Annotated in this window: 23 protein-coding genes and 2 pseudogenes; 13 read left to right on the top strand and 12 right to left on the bottom strand. The window is 67.2% G+C overall.

Annotation, left to right across the window (positions count from 1 at the left end):
- Nucleotides 1-427 precede the first annotated feature (427 nt).
- Nucleotides 428-1,084 carry a hypothetical protein gene (locus tag SLV14N_RS08355; protein ID WP_263268840.1) on the bottom strand — a complete coding sequence of 219 codons (657 nt, stop codon included), beginning with the start codon at nucleotides 1,082-1,084 and terminating at the stop codon, nucleotides 428-430.
- Nucleotides 1,084-1,623, bottom strand: coding sequence for an RNA polymerase sigma factor (locus SLV14N_RS08350; protein ID WP_263268839.1), 540 nt, complete (start codon nucleotides 1,621-1,623; stop codon nucleotides 1,084-1,086). The genes SLV14N_RS08355 and SLV14N_RS08350 overlap by 1 nt, the downstream gene beginning before the upstream one ends.
- Before the next feature lie 105 nt (nucleotides 1,624-1,728).
- Between SLV14N_RS08350 and SLV14N_RS08345 the strand changes: the two genes are divergently transcribed.
- Entirely contained in the window at nucleotides 1,729-1,989 is a 261-nt protein-coding gene (locus tag SLV14N_RS08345; protein ID WP_263268838.1) for a hypothetical protein, read from the top strand.
- An 82-nt stretch (nucleotides 1,990-2,071) separates the two neighbouring features.
- On the opposite strand, the gene SLV14N_RS08340 is transcribed toward SLV14N_RS08345, so the two are convergent.
- Nucleotides 2,072-2,341 (bottom strand): hypothetical protein, encoded by a 270-nt coding sequence (locus SLV14N_RS08340; protein ID WP_263268837.1) that lies wholly within the window; start codon nucleotides 2,339-2,341, stop codon nucleotides 2,072-2,074.
- Between the two features lie 558 nt (nucleotides 2,342-2,899).
- On the opposite strand from SLV14N_RS08340, the gene SLV14N_RS08335 reads away from it, so the two are divergent.
- The 4 genes from SLV14N_RS08335 (at nucleotide 2,900) to SLV14N_RS08320 (ending at nucleotide 10,009) form a co-directional block, all read left to right on the top strand.
- Nucleotides 2,900-3,094, top strand: a complete 195-nt coding sequence (locus tag SLV14N_RS08335) for a hypothetical protein (protein WP_263268835.1) — start codon at nucleotides 2,900-2,902, stop codon at nucleotides 3,092-3,094.
- Between the two features lie 990 nt (nucleotides 3,095-4,084).
- Nucleotides 4,085-4,630 carry a hypothetical protein gene (locus SLV14N_RS08330; protein ID WP_263268833.1) on the top strand — a complete coding sequence of 182 codons (546 nt, stop codon included), beginning with the start codon at nucleotides 4,085-4,087 and terminating at the stop codon, nucleotides 4,628-4,630.
- 803 nt (nucleotides 4,631-5,433) lie between these two features.
- Nucleotides 5,434-9,408, top strand: coding sequence for an SGNH/GDSL hydrolase family protein (locus SLV14N_RS08325; RefSeq protein WP_263268831.1), 3,975 nt, complete (start codon nucleotides 5,434-5,436; stop codon nucleotides 9,406-9,408).
- 178 nt (nucleotides 9,409-9,586) lie between these two features.
- Nucleotides 9,587-10,009, top strand: a complete 423-nt coding sequence (locus SLV14N_RS08320; protein ID WP_263268830.1) for a hypothetical protein — start codon at nucleotides 9,587-9,589, stop codon at nucleotides 10,007-10,009.
- 227 nt (nucleotides 10,010-10,236) lie between these two features.
- On the opposite strand, the gene SLV14N_RS08315 is transcribed toward SLV14N_RS08320, so the two are convergent.
- The 3 genes from SLV14N_RS08315 to SLV14N_RS08305 all read right to left on the bottom strand — a co-directional run bounded on the left by SLV14N_RS08315 (nucleotide 10,237) and on the right by SLV14N_RS08305 (nucleotide 13,593).
- Nucleotides 10,237-10,365, bottom strand: coding sequence for a hypothetical protein (locus SLV14N_RS08315; protein WP_263268829.1), 129 nt, complete (start codon nucleotides 10,363-10,365; stop codon nucleotides 10,237-10,239).
- A 44-nt stretch (nucleotides 10,366-10,409) separates the two neighbouring features.
- Nucleotides 10,410-10,838 (bottom strand): VOC family protein, encoded by a 429-nt coding sequence (locus SLV14N_RS08310; RefSeq protein WP_263268828.1) that lies wholly within the window; start codon nucleotides 10,836-10,838, stop codon nucleotides 10,410-10,412.
- A 61-nt stretch (nucleotides 10,839-10,899) separates the two neighbouring features.
- A complete protein-coding gene (locus SLV14N_RS08305; RefSeq protein ID WP_263268826.1) occupies nucleotides 10,900-13,593 on the bottom strand; it encodes an ATP/GTP-binding protein in 2,694 nt (897 codons plus the stop codon).
- 149 nt (nucleotides 13,594-13,742) lie between these two features.
- Between SLV14N_RS08305 and SLV14N_RS08300 the strand changes: the two genes are divergently transcribed.
- Entirely contained in the window at nucleotides 13,743-14,759 is a 1,017-nt protein-coding gene (locus SLV14N_RS08300) for a transcriptional regulator (RefSeq protein WP_263268824.1), read from the top strand.
- Between the two features lie 132 nt (nucleotides 14,760-14,891).
- Nucleotides 14,892-16,013, top strand: a complete 1,122-nt coding sequence (locus SLV14N_RS08295; RefSeq protein ID WP_263268823.1) for an NUDIX hydrolase — start codon at nucleotides 14,892-14,894, stop codon at nucleotides 16,011-16,013.
- 608 nt (nucleotides 16,014-16,621) lie between these two features.
- Here the strand turns inward: SLV14N_RS08295 and SLV14N_RS08290 are convergent.
- A complete protein-coding gene (locus SLV14N_RS08290) occupies nucleotides 16,622-16,798 on the bottom strand; it encodes a hypothetical protein (protein ID WP_263268821.1) in 177 nt (58 codons plus the stop codon).
- Between SLV14N_RS08290 and SLV14N_RS38785 the strand changes: the two are divergent.
- The 3 genes and pseudogenes from SLV14N_RS38785 to SLV14N_RS08275 form a co-directional block, all read left to right on the top strand.
- Nucleotides 16,797-17,432 (top strand): annotated as a pseudogene (locus SLV14N_RS38785) (transposase); the annotation flags it as partial. The gene SLV14N_RS08290 and the pseudogene SLV14N_RS38785 sit on opposite strands and share 2 nt — an antisense overlap.
- Nucleotides 17,433-17,573: 141 nt before the next feature.
- A pseudogene (locus SLV14N_RS08280) lies at nucleotides 17,574-17,921 on the top strand (AMP-dependent synthetase); the annotation flags it as partial.
- Nucleotides 17,918-19,558 (top strand): AMP-binding protein, encoded by a 1,641-nt coding sequence (locus tag SLV14N_RS08275; protein ID WP_263268820.1) that lies wholly within the window; start codon nucleotides 17,918-17,920, stop codon nucleotides 19,556-19,558. The pseudogene SLV14N_RS08280 and the gene SLV14N_RS08275, both read left to right, overlap by 4 nt.
- An 88-nt stretch (nucleotides 19,559-19,646) precedes the next feature.
- Here the strand turns inward: SLV14N_RS08275 and SLV14N_RS08270 are convergent, their stop codons facing one another.
- From SLV14N_RS08270 to SLV14N_RS08260, 3 genes are all read right to left on the bottom strand, one after another.
- Entirely contained in the window at nucleotides 19,647-20,027 is a 381-nt protein-coding gene (locus SLV14N_RS08270; RefSeq protein ID WP_263268818.1) for an MmcQ/YjbR family DNA-binding protein, read from the bottom strand.
- A gap of 213 nt (nucleotides 20,028-20,240) precedes the next feature.
- Nucleotides 20,241-20,819 (bottom strand): HD family hydrolase, encoded by a 579-nt coding sequence (locus SLV14N_RS08265; RefSeq protein ID WP_263268816.1) that lies wholly within the window; start codon nucleotides 20,817-20,819, stop codon nucleotides 20,241-20,243.
- A 14-nt stretch (nucleotides 20,820-20,833) separates the two neighbouring features.
- Nucleotides 20,834-21,433: a hypothetical protein gene (locus SLV14N_RS08260; RefSeq protein WP_263268815.1), complete on the bottom strand. Its 600-nt coding sequence runs from the start codon at nucleotides 21,431-21,433 to the stop codon at nucleotides 20,834-20,836.
- 740 nt (nucleotides 21,434-22,173) lie between these two features.
- Here SLV14N_RS08260 and SLV14N_RS08255 point away from each other — a divergent pair.
- Together SLV14N_RS08255 and SLV14N_RS08250 are read left to right on the top strand one after the other, a co-directional pair.
- Complete coding sequence (locus SLV14N_RS08255; RefSeq protein WP_263268813.1) at nucleotides 22,174-22,383, top strand: hypothetical protein; 210 nt, start codon at nucleotides 22,174-22,176, stop codon at nucleotides 22,381-22,383.
- Nucleotides 22,377-22,601 (top strand): hypothetical protein, encoded by a 225-nt coding sequence (locus SLV14N_RS08250; protein ID WP_263268811.1) that lies wholly within the window; start codon nucleotides 22,377-22,379, stop codon nucleotides 22,599-22,601. The genes SLV14N_RS08255 and SLV14N_RS08250 overlap by 7 nt, the downstream gene beginning before the upstream one ends.
- 60 nt (nucleotides 22,602-22,661) lie before the next feature.
- On the opposite strand, the gene SLV14N_RS08245 is transcribed toward SLV14N_RS08250, so the two are convergent.
- Entirely contained in the window at nucleotides 22,662-23,231 is a 570-nt protein-coding gene (locus tag SLV14N_RS08245; protein ID WP_263268809.1) for a GNAT family N-acetyltransferase, read from the bottom strand.
- Between SLV14N_RS08245 and SLV14N_RS08240 the strand changes: the two genes are divergently transcribed.
- The gene (locus SLV14N_RS08240; protein ID WP_265872944.1) at nucleotides 23,224-23,532 is read left to right on the top strand and encodes a hypothetical protein; all 309 of its coding nucleotides are present in this window, start codon (nucleotides 23,224-23,226) and stop codon (nucleotides 23,530-23,532) included. The genes SLV14N_RS08245 and SLV14N_RS08240 overlap by 8 nt on opposite strands.
- Here SLV14N_RS08240 and SLV14N_RS08235 read toward each other — a convergent pair.
- A complete protein-coding gene (locus SLV14N_RS08235) occupies nucleotides 23,507-24,250 on the bottom strand; it encodes a hypothetical protein (protein WP_208680393.1) in 744 nt (247 codons plus the stop codon). The two genes, SLV14N_RS08240 and SLV14N_RS08235, sit on opposite strands and share 26 nt — an antisense overlap.
- Nucleotides 24,251-24,510 lie beyond the last annotated feature (260 nt).

Here is a 24,510-nt window from a genome sequence, read left to right as displayed (position 1 = left end):
CGATTCCGAACGTGCAAGCCGTTCCCGTTGCTCACGGGGAAGCGAAGCGAGGGTGTCGACGAGGACTCGCTTCCGGAGGACGTGCACCATGTTGCCGGAGTAGATCCGGCAACCGGAACACCAGGCGAGTCCGACGCACCGTTCGAACATGGCTGACTCGGGCGGATGGCAGCGGTACTGGTACGAGCGGACGGGTCTTCCGCAGGTGGCGCAGATCCGTCGATCCCCGTCGGAGACCGTGTCCCAGGTCCCGACCTTGCGCCAGTGCTTCCGCCCGGCCGGTGCTCTTCAAGTCGTCATGCCGAGCATTCTCTCCCACGGCGAGTCGCCCGGGACCTGCTCCGGGTCGTGGCGCTGCTCTGCCAGTAGGGGTATCACCGTCCCACGCGCTGTTCGGCGGGCAGAGCGCCCGCCGAACAGCAGGGGGTTAGTGCGTGACGAGGTCGCGCGGTAGGTGGTTGTGCTCGAAGAAGGTCTGCAGGTTGCTGTCGATGGAGCTGGCGAAGCCTTCGGCGAGGTCGGAGGATCCGCGGACGGGGACCGGCAGATGCTGATCGATTGCGAATCGCATCATCCGGGCCATCGCGCGCCATAGTCGCGCGTCGGGCCAGGGACCGACTGCGGCGTGGTGCAGTGCCAGCAGGTGGGCGGCGAGTTCGTCGCCGGCGCCTGCTGCGAACCGCCACCAGTACAGCGCTGCCTCCCATTTTCTGAGTGTGTAGAGCAGGCAGGCGAAGGTGCGGGCGCCGACGGGGTCGTAGTCGGCGGCGAATGCGCCGAGCGCGTCGATGTCGTCGCTGCGCAGGACGATATGGCACAGGCGCCGTACTTCGGCAAGGACGGCTGCGGGGGCCACTGCTGGGGTGACGATGGGGGTGGGGCGCCGACGGCGTCCGCGGTGCAGGGCGGGGCGGACCGGGGTCGGGCGGACTCCGTTGATTACAGCTCGGGTGACGCGTTGGGGCCGCTGATGGGCGTGTTCGGTGATGCTTTCGGCGAGGCGCTGGGTGAAGGCTTCCACGTCGTGGTCGGCGAACTCGTGGCGGATCTCTGCGGCCTGTTGTTGTAGGAGGTCTTCGAGCATCACTGGCCCCTTCTCGTCATGATCGCTTTGAGGCGTTGCAGACCGATGCATGTGCTGGATTTCGCCGCGCCAGGAGTGGCGCCGAGCCGTTCGGCGATCTCGTCGTAGGAGAGCCCTGTCAGGTGGCGGAGGCGTACGGAGTTGGCCTGCATGGGGGCTTTGGACTCGAGTTCGTCCAGGGCCAGGTCGAGCGCCTCGTGGTGGCCCAGTTCCTGCAGGTAGGTGCTGTCCGGCAGGGTCGCGGCAGGGTCGGCGAAGGGCTGTACGCGAGCGGCGCGGAACTCGCGGCGGTAGAAGCCGCCGATTACGCCGTTGAGGATGGTGTAGGTCATGGCCACCGGGTTGGCGTGAGCCAGAATTCTTTCCCACTTCGCGTACATACGGCGGCCGGCCTCAAGGACGGCCTCTTCAGCGTCGCGGCGATCTCGCAGCCGCGAGACGGCGAGTGCAAGGAATGATTTTTGCTCCTGCTGAAAGAAGACTTCGAAGTCCGCCGGCAGGTCGGCAGCGGGGCGCGTTGCGGGGAAGCGCTCGTTCATCGGCCCTCCCCGCGGCGGGGGGCCGACGGCGGCCGCGGCGGCGCCGGCGGACTGGCAGGGGTGGGACGGGTGGTCAGCAGCTCGCCCACCACATGGAGTACGCCCATGGCCGAAGACCCACTCGCTCAGAGCGAGCTTGCTGCGCTGACCCGCCGGTTCGAGGAAAACGCCCAGACGACCGACCGCGAGTTCGGCATCGTCAAGAGCGACTTGACCGCCCTGCGCCTTCAGGTCGGCAACCTCGACCAGAAGGTCGACCGCCTGGGCGAGAAGCTCGATGGCTTCATCACCGAGCAGCGGCGCGTGAATGCCACTCTTGTGGAACTGCTGTCGTCCCTCACGGGCAAGGACCCGAACGCCGGCTGAGCCCCTGGGCCCCGGGCCCGGAATGTGAACTCGTGCGAAGCGATCACCTCACGAGGCAGCGATCACCGCTGACGAATCGGAGTTAACCCTGCTCCGTTCCTCTGAACTGCTTGAAGTGGATTCTCGTGGGTCCGGTCTCGATGACAGCTTCCGAGAAGGCAAGCTGCAAATCGGCCCCGGAAGGGAGTGAGGCGATCTCGTGGGGGACTTCCACGACATGAACCTCTTGTCCGGCAAGAGGCCTGACGCTCACCTGAATCTGCTCCTGCGCTCCTTGCTGCCGGTTCTCCTCGAACTCCTCTATATCTGCGGCTCCCACGACCTTCCCCTTGTCGTCGGTGACGATAAGCATTCGCCGCCCTTGCTTGTGTGGCGTTTCCTTCATTGAACGCCGCCTCCCTGGAGGCTGAACCGGACGCCGTAGCTGCCTCGGTTACAAATGGTTACGTAGTAGACGTAGTAGACGGAGTCGTAGTCCCAGCCGTAAGAACCGTCGGATCGCACCCATGCAATCGAATAGTCAAGGGCTTTACTGATTTCATTCACTTGGAGTTCCGTGGGTGCTTCTCTCTTATTTGCGTGTGCCATAATCCATTGTGGTCCTTTGTCCCCCGGCGGTGGCCAATGAACCACAATTCCCATGCATGTCCCTGGCGCGAGATAGAATGATCCCGCATTTTTCCATGCCATCTGCTCACCCACTTCTGGAGAGGGCGCCCTTCTCGCGCAGCGGCGCCGGCAGAGGCAGAGTTCCCTTGGTGTGGATTGGCTGCACGGGACTTGACCGAACCTCACACGAACGACACGGCAGACCACCCACTCTCGACGACGGCCGAACTCTGCCCCTCTGACGGAATGCTGTGCTGCTAAGTGCTCACGAACCGTTCCTGCTCCGCCGTCCGACCGCGGCATGGACGTCGGCCTGCTCAGCAGCGCTCTCAGCGGGCACCCCCAAGACACCGCCTGCGCGGCGAACCTGCAGAAGATCAGCCACCAGCTGCGCCGGTCGGCGCGTGGCGAGCTGCTGGGCTACGGGATCAAGGTCATCGGGGACAAACGCTTCATCACCGAACGCGCCTGGTGGCCGGATCTCAAAAACCGGTGAACGCACAATGCACAAAGCGCTGACCCGCCGGTTCGAGGAAGACGCCCCAGACGACCGACGGCGAGTTCGGCATCGTCAAGAGCGACCTGACCGCGCTGCGCCTTTCAGGTAGGCAATCTTGATCAGAAGGTCGACCGCCTGGGTGAGAAGCTCGATGGGTTCATCGCCGAGCAGCGGCGCGTCAACGCCACGCTCGTGGAGCTGATGTCCTCCCTCGCGGGCAAGGACCCCAACGCCAGCTGAGCATCCGGGCTGTGCCCGGAAGATGGAGTCGTTGTGGCTCCGCCGGATCCGGCGGAGCCACAGTGCGTTACGGGGTGGTGCGCAGGTGACCGCGCCTGGCTGTGACCAGGCTGCACCAGCAGACTCCAGGTCGCAGTGCGTCCGGTCCCCGATGTCCTCGAAGGTGTCAAGCAAGATCACCGGCGTGACCGTCTTGCCGGCTGGAAGCTGGGCGAGCTCCCATACCAGCAGGTGTGGGTAGAACGACAGGGCGTCGAGGTCGGGTTCGGCCTCCAGCAGGTCGGCCAGGCGTGCGCAGCCAGCGAGGGCGCGGACCCGTCTGCCGGTGCTCCCGCAGCGCGCACGAGGGAGCCAGTCGCCTGGCCGATCGCGGATCCGGCGGTGCCGGGCAGGAGAAGGGCCTGCGTGACGTCGGACAGTGCGGACTGCATCTGCTGCGGCAGCGCCCGCCCGAACCGGGCGGCCAACCTTCCCGAGTGATGCAAACCACACGGTAACTCATCGTCACTCCATGCCGATGAAGCTGTGCATCTTTGTCATGATATCTACCGCATAAGATTAGCTAATCGCTACACGTATTCGAAAATCCGACGTCCGGGAATCTTTTACCTGGGCGTTTCGCCGGCCCGACGGTGTAGATTCCTGGCCGATCGCGAGGCTGCCCTGACTCGCGTGAACCGGGGGGTTCACCAGGGCGGAGCTCCCTTGCGATTTCATCATTTCGTGATGCTCCCAGGGGGGAATTCAGTGATCAACACCGTCGTCAAGCCCGCGAGAAGTTTTGCCGCAACAGTCGCCGCCTTAGCGTTAACGGGACTGATCGCGCCGCACGCAGTTGCCGCTGACGCAAACGCGGAATCGGGGGTACGGATTTCTGCGCAAGCGAAATCCGAGACGCGTGTAATTGCCGCGAAAGACCCACAGGCCGTGAATTCTGCGGCAAATCTCTGTGGGTCAGGGTACGAACTGTTCACGGCAGAGCGACTTCCGAATGCGACGCGCCTTGGCACCCTCTTCACGTACACCAAGTCCGGATCATCGGGACTTACGAGTTCCTGTGCAGTATTCGACAACAACTCTGGCAGCAGCGTGTACATGAAACTCAAACTCTGCCCGAACAGCACCGACGCCAAGTTGTGCAAAACGGACGAGGGCACGTTCAGTCAGTACGCTGGCCCCGTCCGCGTCACAGGATCCAACGCTTCCATCCTCTGTTCCAAGGTGACCGCCATCATGAAGTACGAGGGCGGCACGGTCATCAATCGCGTCACGTACGCAGCTCCCTGCAACTGATGGGACAGCGAGCTGCGCACTCCGATGCGAATTCCGCCCGGCGTCGGGCCCTGATAACTGCCGTACTGCTGGCCGCTGTCGCGGGGTTGGTAGCTATCGCTCTCTTCGCGTTCCGCGATACGGGGATCAACGGGCAGTCGGCACCGGAGAAGCAGTCTCCTGGGCGGGCCGGTAGCACTCCCTCCAGTTCTGCGTATCAGCCGGGTACTCCGCGGCCTTCAGAGAGCGCACCAAGCTCAGAAGGCTCTGAACTCAGCCCCTCTCCCCAGAAGCGCGAGTCACGCGAGCCGGAATCGTCGAAAAAGACTGACGCCAGCTCCGGAGTATCCCAAGCCATCGCCACCAGGGACGGCGTAACCGTAAAACGCCCAGTGGCAAAACCGTCCGGAAGCGGGATGTGGGTAGCCGTCGACATCGCCAATCAAGGGCAGACGCCGGCAACCTACGAGGTTGAGATCCGCATCACTGGACCGCACGGGTTTTCAGCAACCGTACGGGCCACCACGCAAGTACTCGGGCCGGGCGATAAGGCATCTCAGGCGCTTACCGCAATGGATACGTCCGGGGCTCCCGTGCCGAAGCAGCCAAAAGTCCAAATCATTGACGTAACCCGGACGCCTGCCTAGGTATTTGCAAATGACGTGTTCGGGAACGGTCCGTGTACGTGCCCAGAAAGGTATACGTAGTTCAAGGAACAGCCGTGGCGTGCAGCGTAGATACGCCACGGCGTGAGAAGAAACAGAACCAGGGGGGTAAAAGCAGTGCGGGGAAATAGGTTCAGACGCAGTCGATTACCTGTGACCGTGGGGGTCACACTGGCGCTTACCGCCGGCATCGCCGGCAACCAGGATGTCGCCGCAGACAGCCCCGGCGTGCCCAAGAAGGCAGCGCAGGGCTGGAGTGGCCCAGGGGCTAGCGGAACGTCCATGGCCGAGTCAGGAGATAAGCCGCGATCGCTTCCGGTAAAGGAGAGGGCGGCAACGCTCGGCAGGAACTATCAGGCTTCGAAGGACATCGCCTGGACCACCTCGGGGGACGGCACGGGCTTTCACCTCCTGACTGGTGCTGAGAAGGACGGCTACCGGTGGAGGACGGCCGCGACGCTGTCCGAGACCGGGTTCGACACCGATACCTGGATAGGCAACGCATGTGTGACCGAGTCCGGGAAGCACGCGGCCGTCGCCTACGCTCCACGCACCTTCACAAACAAGCCCGAGATGATGTCGCGAGGCGCGTTCACCGCGGTCGTTGACCTGGAGACCGGAAGAATCACGAAACTGCCGTTCCAGGCAACGCTCGGCTACTTCTCACCTGGCTGCGGCCAGGGGGAGGATGCGGTGTTCACCGCTCTGACGGACGACACTGCGAAGTCGCCGGAAAGCCGCCTTGTCACTGTCGCCGCCGCGACCGGCAAGGTGAAGTCGAAGGTCACCGTCGCCGGCCAAGTGACCTCGGCGATCCCCGTCAGAGGGGGCCTCGCGGCGGCGCGCGGCAACCACATCGTCAAGGTGACCGGCGGCAAGGTACGCGAGGTCGCCACGACGAAGGCGACTCCGTTCCAGCTCAAGGCCGATGCTGACGGCGGTGTGACGTTCATCGACCGCGTGCCCCAGAGAGCCAAGGCTCGCCCCGGCGCACAAGAGGCAGCGACCGTATCCCGAGTGCCTGAGCGCGACCTACAGAAAGCGAGCGGCAAGGCCCAGCCGACCGCACTCGCCCGGGGCGACCTAACCGGCTTCGATCTCACCGCGACACCGTCCGGCGAGGTGTACATCACCGGCAAGACCGCCTCCACAACAAGCCGGGCCGCTGGCGGCGTTGTGCACAATCCGGGCGGGCTGGCCAAAGGGGCCCTGGTCTCCAGCCACGGGCAAGCCGCGGTCACGTCACGATGGGCGGATGGGAAAGACTCCCGCATTCGCCCCGAAGAGGCACTCACCCAGCGGACCGTCCGGACCACGCTGAAGACGATCGACACCGGCAAGACCGCCGTCCTGGACGCTGCTCCCGGCGACCTGATCGGCGGTGCAAAGTCAGCGCGCGCGGGAAACGAGACCTCCCCGGTGCTCACTGCCCGGAGCGCGGGGGCCGCCACACGGGCCAGCGGGCCCGTCGATGACGACCGCTATTGCTCCGTGCCGCGCGGCGATGCGAAGAAGCAGGCATTCCAGCCCACGCCCCGCCAGATCGAGTGGGCCGTGGACCAGGCCGTCGTGGGCAAACTGAACAAGGGAGCTACCCGCGGGGCGAACTGGAAGAACACCGGCATGGCCGCGTATGCGCCCCAGTCACTGTTCCCGCTGACTCCGCTCAAGGGCGGCTCGGGTGCGGACTGGCACGTTCCCGCACAGGTAATGCTCGGCATTACCGCGCAGGAGTCGAACATGTGGCAGGCCGCCCGCACCGTCGTCCCCGGCGTCACCGGCAATGCTCTGATCGGCAACTACTACGGCATCAAGTACAGCGCGGACGGCGACCAGAAGGACCCGTGGGCGATCAACTTCGCTGAGGCCGACTGTGGCTACGGCGTCACGCAGGTCACCGACGGGATGCGCATGCACGGCAAAGAGAAGGAGGACGAACACCCTAAGACCACCGTGCAGCAGGAGGCCGTCGCGCTGGACTACGCAGCGAACATTGCCTCCGGCGTGAACATCCTGATCGGGAAGTGGAACGACACCCGCGACGACGGGATGACCATCAACGGCGGCGATCCGAGGTACATCGAAAACTGGTTCTACGCCCTGTGGACCTACAACTCCGGCTATCACCCTAAGTCCACAGCTGGCAGCAACTCCGGTAAGTGGGGCGTGGGCTGGACCAATAACCCGGCCAACCCACTGTGGAAGGAGAACCGCACCCCGTTCCTGGAAAACGCATCAGGCGATGACGACTACACCCACGCTTCGCACCCCCAGGACTGGCCCTACCAGGAGAAGGTAATCGGCTGGGCTGCACGGCCTATCTCCGCGATGTTCGGCCCCGGCGACTTCCAGGCCGGCTACCGACCCTCCTGGTGGATTAACGTGCAAGAGCGGACCCAGGCAAAGCCACCGATCGGACTGTTCTGCGACGCCTCCAACAAGTGTGACCCCTTCTCGGCCGGCGGCGGCGCCTCCAATGAGACGGGCAAGGGCCCCTGCATGCTGCCCGGTGACCCGGACACGCACAACCCGCTGTACCTGAAGTGCTGGTACACCAAGCCTGCCGCGTGGAAGAAGTGTGACAACGCGGAGTGCGGCAACGCCGTCCACCGGTTTGACGACACCTACCCCGAGCAACCGGACGTCAACTCGTATCCGCCGCGTTGCAACACGGGTTTGCCAGCGGGGTCGCTGATCGTCGACGACCTGCCCAACGGCACGACCCCAGCGGGATCGTCCAACCGCTGTTCAGGAGTCGCCTCCCAGGGATCATTCACGTTCAACTTCGCGTCGCCATCGGCTCGGATCGACCTGCACCAGCTCGGGGCAGGCAATGGCAACCACTTCTGGTTCTCGCACACCCGCTCCAAGATCAGTCACGATGATGGGGCACGCCTGTACACCAAGGGCACCTGGACCCTCGGTTCGTCCAAGCGCGGTTGGATGCGCGTCTACGCGCACCTGCCCGACCATGGTGCTCACACCCGCCAGGCCACGTACACGATCGGTGGGACGGACTCCAGCAGCCCCTTCCGGGTCCAGCCCCAGCGGGTGATGGAAAATAAGTGGGCGGACCTCGGCGTCTTCAACTTCACCGGCACACCGACCGTGTCGCTGGACACGGATACACAGGACGGCACCGGGGACGAGGACGTCGCGTGGGACTCGGTGGCCTTCCAACCGCTCGGTGCGAAGCCGAAGAACTTCGTTGTGGCGATGGGCGACTCCTACTCCTCTGGTGAGGGCGCGACAGCGCCGGGAGGCAAGGACTACTACGCGGAGTCGGACTACTACGACAAAACGCAGCCGAAGGCGAAGAACACCTGCCATCGCTCGAAGCTCGCCTGGTCGCGTCAGGCGACTCTGCCGGGCTACAGCAAGTCCATCGGTGCAATGGCTGATGGGCGGGACGCAAACATGGATTACCACTTCGTCGCGTGCTCTGGCGCCCGCATCTACAACGTGGTGAGCTTCGGACAGAACAGCGAACTGCCACAGCTCAAGCAGGGGTACCTCGATCAAAACACCACACTGGTGACCCTGTCCGTGGGCGGCAACGACGCCCGGTTCACAGACATAGTCACGGAGTGCGTTCTGCCCAATCTGGTGAACTGCCAGGCGAGCTCAATGGACAACGTGAACCCGGACAACGGCGATCCCGTTGATGGCGATACAGGACGGCTCGACGAGTGGGCTCCGAAGTGGCTCCATGATCAGATCCGACCACGCATCACCGCGATGGTGAAGATGATCCACGACAAGGCACCCAACGCGAAGATCGTCCTCATGGGCTACCCGAAGCTCTTGGAAAGCAACGGCTCATGCATCCCCGCCATCGAAAAAAGCGAGGGGCAGTGGCTCAATACCGTTGCCGACACCCTCGCCACCGAGATGAAGGGTGCGGTCGACGACGCCAACAGCAAGTACGGTGCGAAGTCGGTCTTCTCCGATCCACGCGCGGCGTTCGCCGGCAAGGCAATCTGCGGCGATCCCGAGTCCGTACACGGCATCGTGATGACAGGACGGTCGCAAGCGGACAACGACGTACCAGCGCCGTCGATGCAGTCGTTCCATCCCAAGCCGGCGGGGGCACGCCTCTACGCAGACTCCCTCGAGAGCACCCTCAAGGGCTAGCAGCACTCATCCTGGAACAGTGGGGAATCACGGGAGGATGGTGAAGAGACGGCCGTCGAGCCGCCCGAAACGGCAAGATGGCCGGCATCCCGCTTCTCCTCTGACCGCCCTGAGGTTGTAGGGGTCCTGAGTGCAAATACTCAGGACCCCTGAAGCCTCTTTCGAAAGTATGTGTCCTATGACCAGTTCCCGAGCTGCGCGGCCCCTCAAGGGAGCGGCAGTCACTGCGTTCGCCATCCTTGTCTGCCACGTCATCCTCAGCGTCGGATATGCCGCCGTGAGGGCCAAGAAACGCGCAAACCCGAGCAGTGCCTGGGCGGATGCCGATTTACGCCTGGCGACCTTCGCTCTGGGGGTTGTGATCGTGATGCCTCTGATTTTGTGGATAGGCATGCGGATCATGGGAGAGAAGGACAACTACGCGCTCGTCATTGGCGGCGGTCTGGCCTGGTTGTTCGGCGCCGGCTACAACCTCAGTTACATCAAGTACACGCCAAGTACGCACCTGCCGGTGCCGTTGCTCGTCGCCATGGTGGCTGTCGGGGGACTCCTGTCCGTCGACAACGTGGCGCACCGACTGACGGGGCGTGCGAAGAGCTGAGGGGCGTCGGGTCAAGTTCCTCAACTTCCACGCAATGCGGGCGCAGCGGCTGCCATAGATGGTCGTGTGTGCACTCTGCGCGGTCGCGGAGGATAGGGACGACCTTCTCGTCCAATGTGGCCGATGTCCTCCCTCGCGGGCAAGGCCCCCAACGCCAGCTGAGCATTTGCCTGTGCCCGGAAGATGAATTCGTGTGGCTCCGCCGGATCCGGCGGAGCCACAGTGCGTTACGGGGTGGCGCGCAGGTGCTCGCGCCTGGTGGTGACCAGGCTGTGCCAGCGGGTGCGGGTGGCGTGCTCGCCGTCGAGCCACTGAGCCGGGGAGCCAGAGTCAGTGGGGGAGTGGCGGTCGGCCATGAAGTGGGCGATGTCGGTGTAGTAGGCGTAGTCGCCGCTGCTGGTCAGCTCGCGCAGCCGGCCGATGCTGGCGGCGATTCCAGCATGCGCTCTGCGGCCTGGACTTCTTCGTCACTGGACAGGACCTGAAAGCAGTTCCCTTCCGGGTCAGTCATCAGAGCAAAGCCGACGTGTAGCTCTTCATCGACGTTCCATTTTCTCTTGATGACGACAGCCCCCAGCTTCACAAGACGGTCTGCTTCTTCGTCCAGGGTCGCATCCGCTGCTGCCACGCACATGAACGGCTCATGCCCGCGGCTAGGGCGACCGGAGCCTTCGATGATGTAGAGAAGCTGTTCACGGTGCTGGCCGAACCTGATGACCACACCGTCTGTGCCCGAATCGATCGACGATTCCAGGACGGCGCTCCAAAAGGCCCCCAGGGCCACCGGATCGGGCGACTCGATCACCACAGCTCGCAGGGAAACGCTCACAGCTACTCCTTAGGTCCGAGCCCCTCGCCGGAAGGCGGGGGCATCACGCTTGATATCTCGGTCAACGAGCTGATTGCAGGTAGCGGCGCCGGGACATCACCAGGTCGTGCCAGCGCTGTCGGACGGTGTGCGCGTCGTCAAGCCACTGGATGGCGCTGTCGGCGGGCTGGGGCAGGTCGCCCATGGCGGTGGCGATGTCGACGTAGTAGGCGAAGTCGCCGTTGGCGGTTTCCTGGCGCAGGCGGTCGATGGTGGCTGGCAGGTCGTCGTGTGCGCCGCGTACGGCGTGGTGAAAGGCGACGGCGGTCTCAATGAGCGGGGTGAGCCAGGGCAGGCCGGCGACGGTGCTCTCGGCGTGCAGGACGGCGGCGCGGTCGGTGACATCGCCGTCGGTGCCGGCATCGCGCACAAGGGCCGCGACGGCGGCGTAGAAGGTGGTGGCGCGCTGGTCGAGGTGGGCGAGGTACTGGTGGGCGAGGGTGAGTTCGTCGTCGGCGCGCAGCGGGTCGGTGAAGGCGGTGACCAGGGCGAGGAGGGTCTGGGCGATGGCCCGCTCGCCCGGCGCGTTGTGCTGTTCGGCTTCGGCGCGTGCGGCTTCGAAGGCGGCCGCGGCACGCTCGATATCGCCGTGGGGGAGGTGGATGTGGGCCAGGACGCGGTGGTGGCGGCCCTTCCAGCCCAGGGTGGGCACGACGGCCAGAGCGGTGGGGAAATCTCCGCGGATCCGGGCGAGTTGGGCCAGGCCGCGGCGGGCGCGCGGGGCGAGCCGGCCGTCGGCCTCGGCGACCCGGCGCATGCCGTCGAGGGCTTCGTCGGTGCGGGCGAGGTCCTTGTGAGCCTTGGCCCGGTAGTACAGGGCGAGTTCGGCGAGTTCACCGGACAGCAGGCCGGTTGTCAGGACGGCGGTGAGGCGCTCAGCGGTGCGTTCGCGGTGCTCGTGCTGGCGGCGGGCGATGGCGACGAGGAGCTCGGCCAGGGCGTCGGCGGGTGTGTCCAGGCCCGGCTGCGGCTCGGTGCCGGGGGAGGGGGCGGTGTGGGCGGGTGGGGCGAGGGGTTCCCAGACGGAGTCGGAGGTGTAGGCGAAGGCGGCATCGGTGAGCCAGCCGAGGTCGTCCAGCTGGTGGTCGCGGGCCAGGCGCAGGCCCTGGCGCAGGCACGCCAGGAGCAGGGCCCTGCCGGTGACGCGGCCGTCGGCGTCCTGCCACTGCCGGCCGAGGGCGGCGAGGGTGCGTTCGGCGGCCTGGTGCCAGTCGGCGGGGGTCCAGCGGTCCTCGGTGTGGTCGTCGGCCCCGCGCAGCGCGGTGCGGATGGCGCCGTGCAGGTGGTAGGGCCAGATCGCGTACGGATCCTCGGTGACCAGCGGCCGCTCGACGAGCCGGCGGGCGGCCGCCTGGTGGGCCAGGCCCGCCGCCTGGGTGGCCAGGTCCAGGTCGAAGGCGTCCAGCAGGCTGGCTGAGCGCAGGACGTGGCGTTCGTCGGCAGTGAGGTCGGACAGGGTGCGGGCGATCAGGGCGGGGAAGGTGTGGTCGAAGTCTGCGGGGGCTGGGGTACGGCCGGTGCGGCGGATCTCCAGGAAGCGGGCGACGGCCAGGTCCAGGTGCAGGGGCAGGCCGTGAGAACGCGCGGCGATGACGGCGCGGATGTCAGGACCGATCAGCGGCTGGCCGTCCTGGGTGAGCCGGCAGGCGAGGTAGGCGTCGCAGTCGCGTGCGGAGAAATCTCCGATCAGGTGCTGGCGGGTGCCGCCCTGCCCGGCGGCCCGAGCCGGCTGCCCTGCCTGGGCGGTGAGGCCGGGCCAGGCGGCCGGGCCGGTGAAATCCAGCTGGCCCTGGAGAGCATCGTCGGCCCAGGGCAGGCGGTTGCGGCCGCTGATGACGAAGAACGCGTTCGGCATCAGCCACACCAGACGCTGCAGCAGTCGCTCGGCGTCGCGGTGGCGGTCTCCGGTGTCCTCGAAGGTATCCAGTAAGATCACCGGCACCACCCCGCTCTTCGTGGGCAGGCGGCTGATCTCCCACGCCAGGAGGTGCGGGTAGTAGGAGAGCGCCCCCAGGTCGGGTTCGGCCTCCAGCAAAGCCGCGGTCCGGGCGCAGCCGGCCAAGGCCCGGGCCTGTTCGCGGCGCTCGCGCAGAGCCTGCACGAACGCCGTGGTGATCTGTCCGGCCGCCGAGCCGACCAGGCCGGGCAGCGCCAAGGCGCTGACGGTCTCGCTGACCGCGGCCTGCATCTGCTGCGGCAGCACCTGCCCGAACCTGCCCACCAGCCCGGTGCGCCGGACGTACTCCTCCAGCGGCTCACCAGGGTGCTGGGCATCCCAGTAGCGGCGCAGCACCAGGTCGAAGCTGGGCAGGGGGCGGCCGACAGCGGCGGCCAGGGCGAGCCGGATCGTCAGTACGACGCGTTCGAAGTCCGAGCCGGTCGACGCCGAGCGGGCCAGGTCGATGCGGATGGGCAGGATCTTCTCGCCCGCCCAGGTGGGGGCACCCCACTGCTGGGGGCGCTGTTCAGCTGAGGTGAGCGAGGCTTCGAGCTTGCGCAGCAGGGTCGACTTGCCGACGCCGCCCACCCCGTGGAACGTGATCACATTGTTGCGCGGGGCTTCGAGGTCCTCCACATCGAAGCCAGGATCGGCGATGTGGCGCAGGTGCTCCTCGATGGCGGTGGCGACGAGGTTCCACTGGATCTGCCGGTTGGTGAACGCCTCGCTCGTACCCACGGGGTCGTTGGAGCTGAACAGCGCACGAAGGTCGGCCATTGGAATCCCCCCCCACAAAGTGATCACCTGCGGGCCCAATCTATGCCGCGTACCGTGCCGGCCACAGCCATGGTTCCGGCCCACTGGTATGGGCGGCACCATGGACACCGGCCGGCACCATCCATGCACTCGACGTCGCCGGAGGACCCGTGGACCGACGCGGATTTCTGACCGCCGCCACCACCACAACCGCATCGGTGCTCGCCCAATGGGCCACCGCCCCCAACAGCACCGCCAGCACCACCTCAGGCCAGCGCATCGGCACCCGCGCCGCAGACCTGATCGACTCCCGCCTCAGCGCCCTCAGACACCTTGATGACGAACTCGGCGGCGGACGCGTCTTGGACGCCGCCCTCACTGAACAGCGAATGATCAAGGGCTTGCTGAAGGAAAAAACCTTCAACGAGACCACGGGACGGCGCCTGTTTGCCGCGGCCAGCGAGGCATCCCGGCTCGCCGGGTGGTGTGCCTACGACAGCAACTACATAGCCGCAGCGGAAGGCCACTTCGCCACAGCTCTTCGCGCCTCCGCCTCCAGCGGCGACGCCGCCCCAGGGCTCATCGCCACCGCCTTCTGGGCCAACACCCGCTACGCCTGCGCCCAACCCGACCCACACAGCGCCCTCGACATGCTCGACGCCGCGCTGTCCACCGCCGGGCGAGCCGGAACCCCCCGTACCATCACCCTGCTGCACATCCGACGGGCCCGCGCACATTCCGTAGCCGGTCAGCCCACCGCCGCCTATCGGGCGATCGATTCAGCTCTGGCCACCTACCAGAGAGCCGAACCTCCCGCCGCGGACCTGCCCGCCCTCTACTGGGTGAACGAAGGCGAAATCTACGAAGCCGCCGCCTCCTCAGCACTCGACCTCGGCGACCCCGCCCGTGCCCTGAGCTACTTCGGCAACGCCGCGTCCACCTCCGACCCGTACGACCCCGAGCGCGAACCCCGCGGCGCAGCCATCTACCAAGCGCGCATAGCCTCCGCCCACCTCGCCCTCGGCAGCCTCGACGCCGCCCTCGACGCCGCTCACCGTGTCATCGCCCTGATGGGAGGTGTCGACTCCACTCGCGGAAGTACCACCGTCACCGAACTACGCCGCGCCCTCGCCCGGCACCGCTCCGCACCATCGGTAGCTTCCTTCCTCGACGCCACTGCCACGTAGTTCTGCGCCGCAGCGACGTTCCGAGCATCAGCTGGCCGCTGTCGGCGCGTCAGCTGTGTCCCAGTCTCGTGCCGTCTGTCCGCGCTGCCCTCACTTACGACACCGCACGCCGCCCCCAATAGATGGAGCAGGATGGATACCCCCGCCCACAGTGCATCGGCCGCCACACCCGAGCAGCCGAAGTTGTCCCAGGAGGAGTACGCGCGCTCGCGGCACGCTGTCTGGCTCAGCGCAGCTGCGCTGATGACCGATGAGCTCGGCCGCGTCCTGCTGGTCAAGCCGACTTACCGCACCCAGTGGCTGCTGCCGGGCGGCGGCGCAGAGCCGGGTGAAAGCCCTGAGCAGACCTGTCGGCGCGAGGTGCACGAAGAACTCGGCATGATGCGGACACCCGGCAGGATCCTGGCAGTTCACTGGCTCACCCCAGGCCATCCGGACGTCGCCAAGGGCATGCCCTTCCCCGGCGAGGTGCGCTACGTGTTCGATGGCGGAACCCTCACCGGACGGGACAACGAGGCGCTCCGATTACCCGACGACGAACTGGCCGGATTCGAATTCCTCGACTCCCGGGCGGCAGCTGACCGGATGATTCCGGTGGACGCGCAGATCACACTGGCCGCGCTGCGCGCCCGCCTGACCGGTACCACCGCCCACCTCGATGGAGGGCAGCACGTCGGCACGGTACCCCCGCTGGACCAGCACCAGGTGCATACCCGGCCCCGAGCCGGCCGCCGGTGGCCCTGGCACCCCGGGCGGGTCCCCGATGCCCTGCCGATCCCGCAGGCGTCAGGGTGGCTGTTCGCCCCCGACGGTCGGGTGGTGCTGGTCATCGATCCCGCTGAGCCGTTGGCCATGCTGCCCGGCGGTACCGTCGAGCCCACCGACGAATCCCCGGAAGCGGCACTGGTGCGCGAGGCCGCCGAGGAAGCGCAACTGTCCCTCGGAACGGTGGAACGGCTGGGGTGGGTCTACGACGCCACCGGAAACGTCTACGGCGGGATCGGCGAGTGCGCCCGACTGCGGCTGGCAGCGCCGATCACGTCGGCCGGCCCCTCAGAGGCCAATCCGGCCAGCGGACGACAGTTCGCACGCCTGCTGGCCACGCCCCAACAAGCGGCAGCCCTGCTCGGCTGGGGCGAACAGGGCTACCAGCAAGCCGAGCAGGCCACACGAATCGCCCATCAGCGATGGGGCATCCCGATCGCCCCTCCCACACCGATCACGGAACTCCCCATCGAAGGAGGTGTGTCGTGACGACCCGGTCATACGCCGGGCCGAACTACACGGCTCGGAGGGAGCGATCGCCGACAGCCGACCAGCGCGGGCCAGTCTCGGCATTGTGCGCCTGCGTCCTGCGTCCACCGGTGCCAGGGACTCCTGCCGCTCAGTCAGAGTTGGCCAGGAGTGTTCCGGTAAGACGTTGAAGTCCGCAGCTGCATAGCGGCGCTCATGCGGCGTGAGCGCATCGATTGCCCGCTTCAGCGCGGCTCCCAGGCGTGTGCTCTCGCTGATGGCATGGGACAGCGACGGTTGACCAGCCAGCAACAGCGCGCGGAGCTGGCAGCTGAGGCCAGTCACCGCGCCGGGGTGGCCGAGGGCGGGGCCCTGGCGCAGTCGGATCAACTGCCGGCGTACCTCGCCAACCGTGAGCCGCGGGGGCCCGTGGATGTCCGCGCTCTGGCGCATGCTCTCCTCCATATCGGTGGTTGGGCGGAGGGCCGGGGCGCCTGTCCCGAACCCTCCGCCCTTGGTTGCCGGCCCGCCGACGGGCGGCTGGGCCGACAGTATGCATCCCGGTGCGCTTGGCCCTCACGGGAGGCGGCCTGCCGCCGTTTCACAGGGGTGGCGGCAGGGCCTGGGTGTCAGGCGGCGTTCACTTCCGGGTTGATGGTGTGCTGGTAGGCCTTCTCGAACACCGTGTTGACATCGCGGTCGAAGCGATCACGTTCCTCGCCCTTGCGGGGCACGCGTACCTGCTCGAGCAGGGTGTGGAACGAAGTCTGCGCGTTGCTTGAGGACCCGGACCGTCTGGTGGCCATGGCTGAGGATTGGATCGATTTCGGTCAGGTGGGTCAGGTGGATTACGCACGCCGGATTGCCGACCTGGAAAAGCAGGTGGCGGCAAACGACTCTGCCATTTCGGCGGCTGTGGTCGCGGCTGCCAAGCAGCCGGATGCCAAGGTCGCCATCGAGCAAGCAGTTCTCACGTTGGCCAAGGAGCGGCAGCACACCGTACAGCTTCTGGAGGACACCAAGTTGTGGCGGCAGGAAGCTGAGGATGCCGCGCAGCGAGGTCGTGACCTTCAGAAGCTGGTCGAACTGGCCCGGCACCGGCTGCGCGACATGGGGCCGGAGCAACAGGCCATGGTTCTCGACCTGTTGGAGATCCAGGTCACCATCCTGGGCGGGATCCCGAGGAAGGTGCGGAGCGATGACGGCGTCAGTGCCTGGCTCCGTGAGCGTGCTCGTCGCGTTCCTCTGCTGACGGACGGGGCGTGGGCGAAGATCGAGCCCATCTTCGTAGATCGAAAGGGTAGGCGGCTGAGAGACCCTCGCGGCACTCTGGACGCCATGCTGCATAAGGCGCGCACCGGGTGTCCTTGGAGTGGCCTGTCCGCTCCGGCGGGCAACCTTGCGAGTGTATGGCAGCGGTGGCTGACGTCGGGCTTCTGGGAGCGGCTGATGGACGCATTGGTGGATGTGCCGGGGGAGGCGCCCCCGGAGGGCGGGGTGATGCTTCCGCCCCTTGAGGTCCGGGGACGGGTTGATCCCCGGATGATGATTGGTGAAGATCTGTCCCCTGAAAAGGGCGGTCTGTTCAAGGCGTCCGACTACAAGATCTCCCCGTTCGAGCTGGAGAGCGCCTTGCTGGAGCACGAGGCGGTCGCCGAGGCCGCCGTGGTGCCGGCCCCCGACCCGCTGCGGCTGGCCGTCCCCAAGGCGTATGTGGTGCTGGCGGCCGGATGGTCGCCCGGCCCGGAGACCGCAAAGCTGATCTTCGAGCACTCCCGCGCGGTCCTGGCCCCCTACAAGCGCATCCGGCGGCTGGAGTTCGCCGATCTGCCGAAGACCGTTTCCGGCAAGATCCGCCGTATCGAGCTGCGCGAGCGCACCGCGCAGGGTGACGGCGGTGCCGAGTACTGGGAGGAGAACCACCGATGAGCCAGCAGCACCAGGAGCTGTCGTACGCCAGCGGGGCCTCCGGGCGACCGCTGCTCGGCCACACCATCGGCACCGATCTGGCCCGCACCATCGCCCGGTTCGGCGACCGCGAGGCGCTGGTCGAGGTGGAGAGCGGCCGCCGCTGGACCTACACCGAACTGGGCCGTGCGGTCGACGAGGTGGCGCTCGGCCTGCTCGCCAAGGGCGTCTCCAAGGGCGACCGGGTCGGCATCTGGGCACCCAACTGCGCCGAATGGGTCCTCGTCCAGTACGCCACCGCGCGGATCGGGGCGATACTCGTGAACGTCAACCCCGCCTATGGCGTCCATGAGTTGGCCTACGTCCTGCGGCAGGCCGGCATCAGCCTCCTGGTCTCCGCGACCCACCACAGGACCAGCGACTACCGCCGGATGATCGAGCAGGTCCGCGCCGAGAGTCCCGCGCTGCGCGAGGTGGTCTACATCGACGACCCGACCTGGGGCGGGCTGCTGGCCGCCGGCGCCACCGTCCCGCAGCACCGGCTCACCGACGGCGAAAAGGCGCTCACCGCCGACGACCCGGTCAACATCCAGTACACCTCGGGCACCACCGGCTTCCCCAAGGGCGCCACTCTCTCCCACCACAACATCCTCAACAACGGCTACTGGGTCGGCGAAACCCTCGCCTACACCGAACAGGACCGGGTGTGTCTGCCGGTGCCCTTCTACCACTGCTTCGGCATGGTCATGGGCAACCTCGGCAGCACCTCGCACGGCGCCTGCATCGTCATCCCGGCCCCCGCCTTCGACGCCGCCACCACCCTGCGGGCCGTCCAGGACGAACGCTGCACCTCCCTCTACGGCGTCCCCACCATGTTCATCGCCGAGCTCAACCACCCCGACTTCGCCTCCTACGACCTCTCCTCCCTCCGCACCGGCATCATGGCGGGCTCGCCGTGCCCCGAGGAGGTGATGAAGCGGGTGGTCGCCGAGATGCACATGACCGAGGTCTCCATCTGCTACGGCATGACCGAGACCTCACCGGTCTCCACCCAGACCCGCCGTGGCGACGACCTCGCCCACCGCACCGCGACCGTCGGCCGGGTGCTGCCGCACATCGAGGTGAAGGTGGCCGATCCGACGAGCGGGGTGACCGTGCCCCGCGGCACCCCCGGGGAGCTGTGCACCCGCGGCTACAGCGTGATGCTCGGCTACTGGGAGGATCCCGAGCGCACCGCGGAGGCCATCGACGCGGCCCGGTGGATGCACACCGGCGATCTCGCCGTGATGAACGACGACGGCTATGTCCGGATCGTCGGCCGTATCAAGGACATGATCATCAGGGGTGGTGAGAACGTCTACCCGCGGGAGATCGAGGAGTTCCTCTACTCCCACCCCAAGATCGCCGATGTCCAGGTCGTCGGCGTCCCCGACGAGAAGTACGGCGAGGAGATCGCCGCCTGCGTCATCCTCCGCGACCCCGAAGACCCGCTCACCCGCGACGAGTTGGCCCGCTACTGCCGCTCCCGGCTCGCGCATTACAAGGTGCCGCGCCATCTGGAGATTCTTGACGCCTTCCCGATGACCGTCAGCGGCAAGGTCCGCAAGGTCGAACTGCGCGAGCGGCTGGCGAGGGAGCTGGGGCGGGTGCCGCAGTGATCCCGGGGCGCCGGGCGCGGGGGGCTCAGCGTGGTTGCGCCCCCGCGCGCGGTGCCTCGCCGGGTGTCGGCCGCGGACCGGCGGTGGTTCAGGCCCGCCGCTCTCCGGGCCAGTCGAGCAACAGGCGCTGTGCCTTGGGCAGCGAGGCGACCACGAGGTCGTACGAGTCCTCGATCATGTCCAGCACGAGCCGGTCGGGTAGGCCGCCGTCCAGGGAAACGGTGTTCCAGTGCCGCTTGTTGAGGTGGTAGCCCGGCACCACCTCGGGGTGCGCCGCCCGCAGCCGCTCCGCCAGCTCCGGCTCGCACTTGAGGCTCACGGTGAGCGGGGCGTCCGTCAGCGTGGTCAGCGCGAAGATCTTGCCGCCGACCTTGAACGTCGACACATCCGGGTGTCGCGGGAAGGGGAATTCCTCGGCCGCACCATTGAAGTCCAGGCAGACGGCCCGCAGGGCCTGCGCGTCGATCATTCCTGCATTATGTCGGGCACGCGACTGCACCTGAACTCTTCGCTCCGTGAACCATTCCGGTTCCCCACCGGTCAGCGCCCGCGCTCATTGCCTGTCGATTGCGGAGGGGCAAGCCAAGGGGCTCACCGTCGCTGAACGGTGCGGCCGCAGCCGCCACCGCAGCCGCCACAGCCCGTCCCCATGGACACGGCCTGTGGCGGCCGAATGGACTGATCAGCGGAGGTAGGTCTGCTGCCACTCGATCGACGACATGTTCAGTGCGGCCTCCGCGAGAGCCTGCGCCGACGCGGTCTTGAGGCTTGCCAAGCTGGTGTCGATCCAGTTCTGAACGATGCTGCATCCCTGCTCGCGGTATTCGACGGCCTGTACCAGGCATTCGAGCTTGTCGGCATCGTGGGCGACAACGACCTCAATCGAGTCACCGTTCTCATACTCTTCGACGACGCGCTGCACTCCGGAGGCGACGGCGGGGTGCGCAGCAGAAACCTGGTGGGCGGTGACCTTTTCGTTCGAGGCCGCTTCCAGGTAGCGCCGACCGATGTGCGGGATGTCGCCAACGCGGGTTTCCTGGGTGTCGTGGAACAGACACATCAGGGCGACCTTTGCCGGGTCGGCCCCTTCCATCATGGCCAGCACCGCGCCAATGATGCCCACCCGGAACGAATGCTCGGCGATGCTTTCGGGGTCTTTGACTCCGGCGATCCACCAGCCGGACCGCTTGGCACGCTTGAGCATCCCCATTTCCAGGAGGTACCCCGCCGTGCCCCGTGCGTTGTTCGTCTCGTCCGCCATGGTGCCCTCCGGTGTCATCGCTCGTGATCGCGTAGAACGTAATGCACGGCGCCCAGTTCGCGCCGGGACCGTGGGGAGATCGAGCCCGTTTCGAGTATCCGCGCGACGTGTCCGGCGAGGGTGCGCGCGAGTGCGGGCGACGCCTGCGGGAGCCACTTGTGAGCTGTCAGCAGGGCCCATAGGGAGTGGGCGTACAGGTCGACATAACCTGGTGACTCGTGAAACCCCTGGGCCAGTCCCCGAAGCAGGGTCATCGGGTCCCAGCCGGTCAGACCGCGGTCGGCCATGAACGCGTCGCTGGGCTGCGGCTCCCTGAGAGCACCCATCCAGTAAGCCCAGTAGTTCAGGTTCGCGGCCTCTGCCGCGTCGTCGTCGGCAATCGACCGGTCGATGAAGTCCAGTAGCGGCACGGGGTCACCACGGCGGGCGAGTGCGGTAGCGGTGGAGCGGGCTCCTGCCCAGCGCGGTGACCCTCCCTCCACGGCGATGCGGCCCCGTCGGGCATGGAGGGCGTGCGCGGTCCAGGAGTTGGCCTCTGAGCTGCAGTCGTAGCTGGTGAGATACAGCGCCTGCCGGTGGAGGAGCGCACGTCCGTCACCTGCTTTCTCGGCCATTTCGACCGCACTCCTCAGGTGCGAGAAGAACGCGTTCCGTTCCTGCGTACCCATGAGGGGGGCCGCTGCTACGGGGCCGCGCCTGGAGGGAGAAGGGCGACGCAGGGCCGGCGGTGGGGTCCCGCTCACGGCCCAGGCGATCATGTGGGCTGTGTCGCGGGTGTGCACCCATCCGGCGAGCGGGTGGAGTTCGGGCTGCTCCGGCGGATCGAGCGCCGCGCCGATGATTCGGTCGGCGTCCATGGCGGCATCGAGTAGGCCAAGAGCCGTGTGGTCAGCGCCGAGGGTCAATAAGCGGCGGCGCAGGTCAAGGAGCGCACCAGCTTTCATGTTGGCCAAGGGGCGACGCCCGGATTCCCTCCCCTGTACGGTTCCGAGATCTACGCCGATTACTTCAGCCATTCCCGTCTGCGTGAGCGGGATCGATTCCCTGGTCAAGCGCAGCACAAATCCCGTGATCAGGCCTGTAGCCCTGTGATGTCGCGCGGATGGTCTGGCTGCCATGAAGCCCCCGAGTGCGATCCACTGCCTAACACGTACCCGCGGTCAGTCCTATCGCACCGGTCCCAGCCCTACGTTCGGGATGTGCAACTTCAAGGCCCTGTCCGTGCCCGGTAGTTGACATACGTCGGGTCGGGCCGCAGTCCACAGGCATCCCGATCGGCGTAAGGCCCCGCACAAGCCTTCACCCGACAGGGTGGGTGGGGCTCTCCACTTGGCCCTCGATGAGGAGAAACACCGTGATCTCACACATCACGATCGACCAGCGGGACATTACCTACGACCCGCGCGCCCAGCAGGCCGCGTTGCCCGTGACCATTCACCACCGCGAAGGGGCCACAGAGTCATCCGTCCTGGTCATGGACCCGGGACAGGTGGAGTTGTACGCCATCCAGCTGGAACGGGCTATTGCGAAGCGGAAAGCCGCGCAGGAAGGGACGGCGTGGTGAATGCGGCCGCATGGCCCAAGCCTGCAGAGCGTCCCGTGCCGGATGTCGGCGATGAGGTGGAGTACGCGCCCGACCGCTTTGCTGTCGTCACCGATATCCGGAAAGGCGTTCCCTACCTCCGGAGTTTCGGGTGTAGGGAGTGGCCGGCCCCGAATCTCAACGAGTTGCGGGTGACTCGGACGCGGGTTCAGCGGATCGCGGACGGTGACCTGCGATGAAGCGGGGTGATCGAGTCGACAAGCCCACGGCACGCGACGACGGCCGGTGACCCCGCTGGTTCATGGCCGGGAGTCCGACCAGCCCGGCTCCCGGCGCATCGCGGCCCGTGGCCAGCGGTCGAGTCCCAGGGTCGCCTCATGGGCGCGGATCGCCCGTAGTCCCGGGGTGAGTTCGGCCTCGGGGAGGATCCGGAATCCGATACGGGCGTAATACGGCGCGTTCCACGGCACCTCGGTGAAGGTGGTCAGGGTCAGCGGGACCGGGCCGCCGTCCCTCCCCCATTGCCTTGAGGGCATGGGAGGTACCCCCATCGCCCGGTCGATGAGGGCCCGGCCGATGCGGCGGTGGGCCTGGTCCGGGTGGACCGACACCTGCTCGATATGGGTGCAGCCGTCGACCGGTTCCCAGAGCAGATAGCCGACCGGGCGGCGGCCCTCGCCGCCCGGCCCTGGTTCCTCGTATGCGGCCAGCACCCGCCCCGCCCGCTGGAACTCCGTCAACTGTTCCAGCGAGGGCGGCTCGTCGTCGGCGACCGAGGGCATGCCGAGTGCGCGGAAGGGCTCCCCGGCCGCCCGCTCGATGGCGCGCAGCGCGGGCAGTTCGCCGAGGGCGGGTACCTGGATGATCACGAGGTCAGTGTCGCGGGTTCCGGGGGCGGGGGCGAGCGGTTTCCGTGTGGAGAGCGGTGAGTTCAAGGAGCTCTGGGCGGCCCACCCGGTGCGGACCTGCGCGACCCACACCCGTGCCTACCGGCACCCGGTCGTCTCGCTCCTCACGCTGACCGACGAGCTGCTGACGCTGCCGGACGACCCGGGGCGGCGGGTGGTGAGCTGTCACGCCGAGCCCGGGTCGCCGTCGGCCGGCGCGCTGCGGCTGCTGAGGGCGGCGGCCGGGGACGGCCCGGTCACCGTCCTGTCGCGCCGTACTTGATCAGCTCGTCGGCCGGGTCGTTGACCGGCTGCGGGGTGCCCGTGAGGTCCATGACGAACAGCGGGATGTGCAGTTCGTCGGCGCGGGCACGGGCGTCACGGGCATAGCCGGCGAGGGAGAAGAAGACCGCGACGGCCGAGTCGTTGAGGCCGTTGAGCCAGACGCATTCGATCTCGCGCAGCTTGGTGGCGTGGGTGGTCGGGTCGACCTGGGCGACCACACCCGTCCCGCGCAGGTCCACCCCGGAGGCGGTGCGCTCCCGGGTCCGTGCGGCATCGGCGTAGCCCAGCCACTTCAGATACTGCTCGGCGGCGGTGACACAGTCGCGGGCCGTGCGGATCGTGACCGGGCGGAACGCGGGCCGCAGGGCGGCGCGCGGAGGGTCGGCGGCGGGCGGTGGCGCGGGCCTCGGCGCGGGGCGGCCGGAGGACGGGAAGTTCGGCGGCGGCAGAGGGGGCGCCGGGGCGACGGGGACCCGGACGACGGTGCCGCAGGCGCAGCCGGACTCCGGCGCCGGCCACTCGTCCTGCCGTCCGCAGACCTCACAGCGCACCTCCACCCAGGAGGCCTGCCAGGTGCGGTGCAGTATCTCGACGGGTACCCCGCCGCGCAGCACGGGCAGGGTGAGCGGGGCACCGCAGGCGCACGGGAAGGTGGGCGGGGTGAAGGCGTTCTCGCGGCGGCACGTGGGGCACCGCACCGGCACGCTCTCGGCCATGGTCGGCTCCTGGCAGGTCGGGCGGCAGACAGGTCGGATCTGCTGCTGCCTCCATGGTCCCTCCAAACCCGGCCGGCGGGGGCCGAATTGCGGCGGAGAGTCTCAGCGGGGGAGAACGCCGGGGGAGCCACGGTGCACGGAGGGAGCGCACCGCGGCGCACAGGGGCCGCTCTCGTACGGGTGACACCGCACAGGGCCCGGCATCCGTGACCGTACGGATGCCGGGCCCTGCAGTGGTTTCCGTCCGGCAGCGCGGGCAA

The sequence above is a fragment of the Streptomyces sp. Je 1-4 4N24 genome (assembly GCF_026239515.1).
GTDB lineage: Bacteria > Actinomycetota > Actinomycetes > Streptomycetales > Streptomycetaceae > Streptomyces > Streptomyces nigrescens.
Note: the sequence above shows the minus strand (reverse complement) of the source record. Positions and strands in the feature narration are given on the sequence as shown.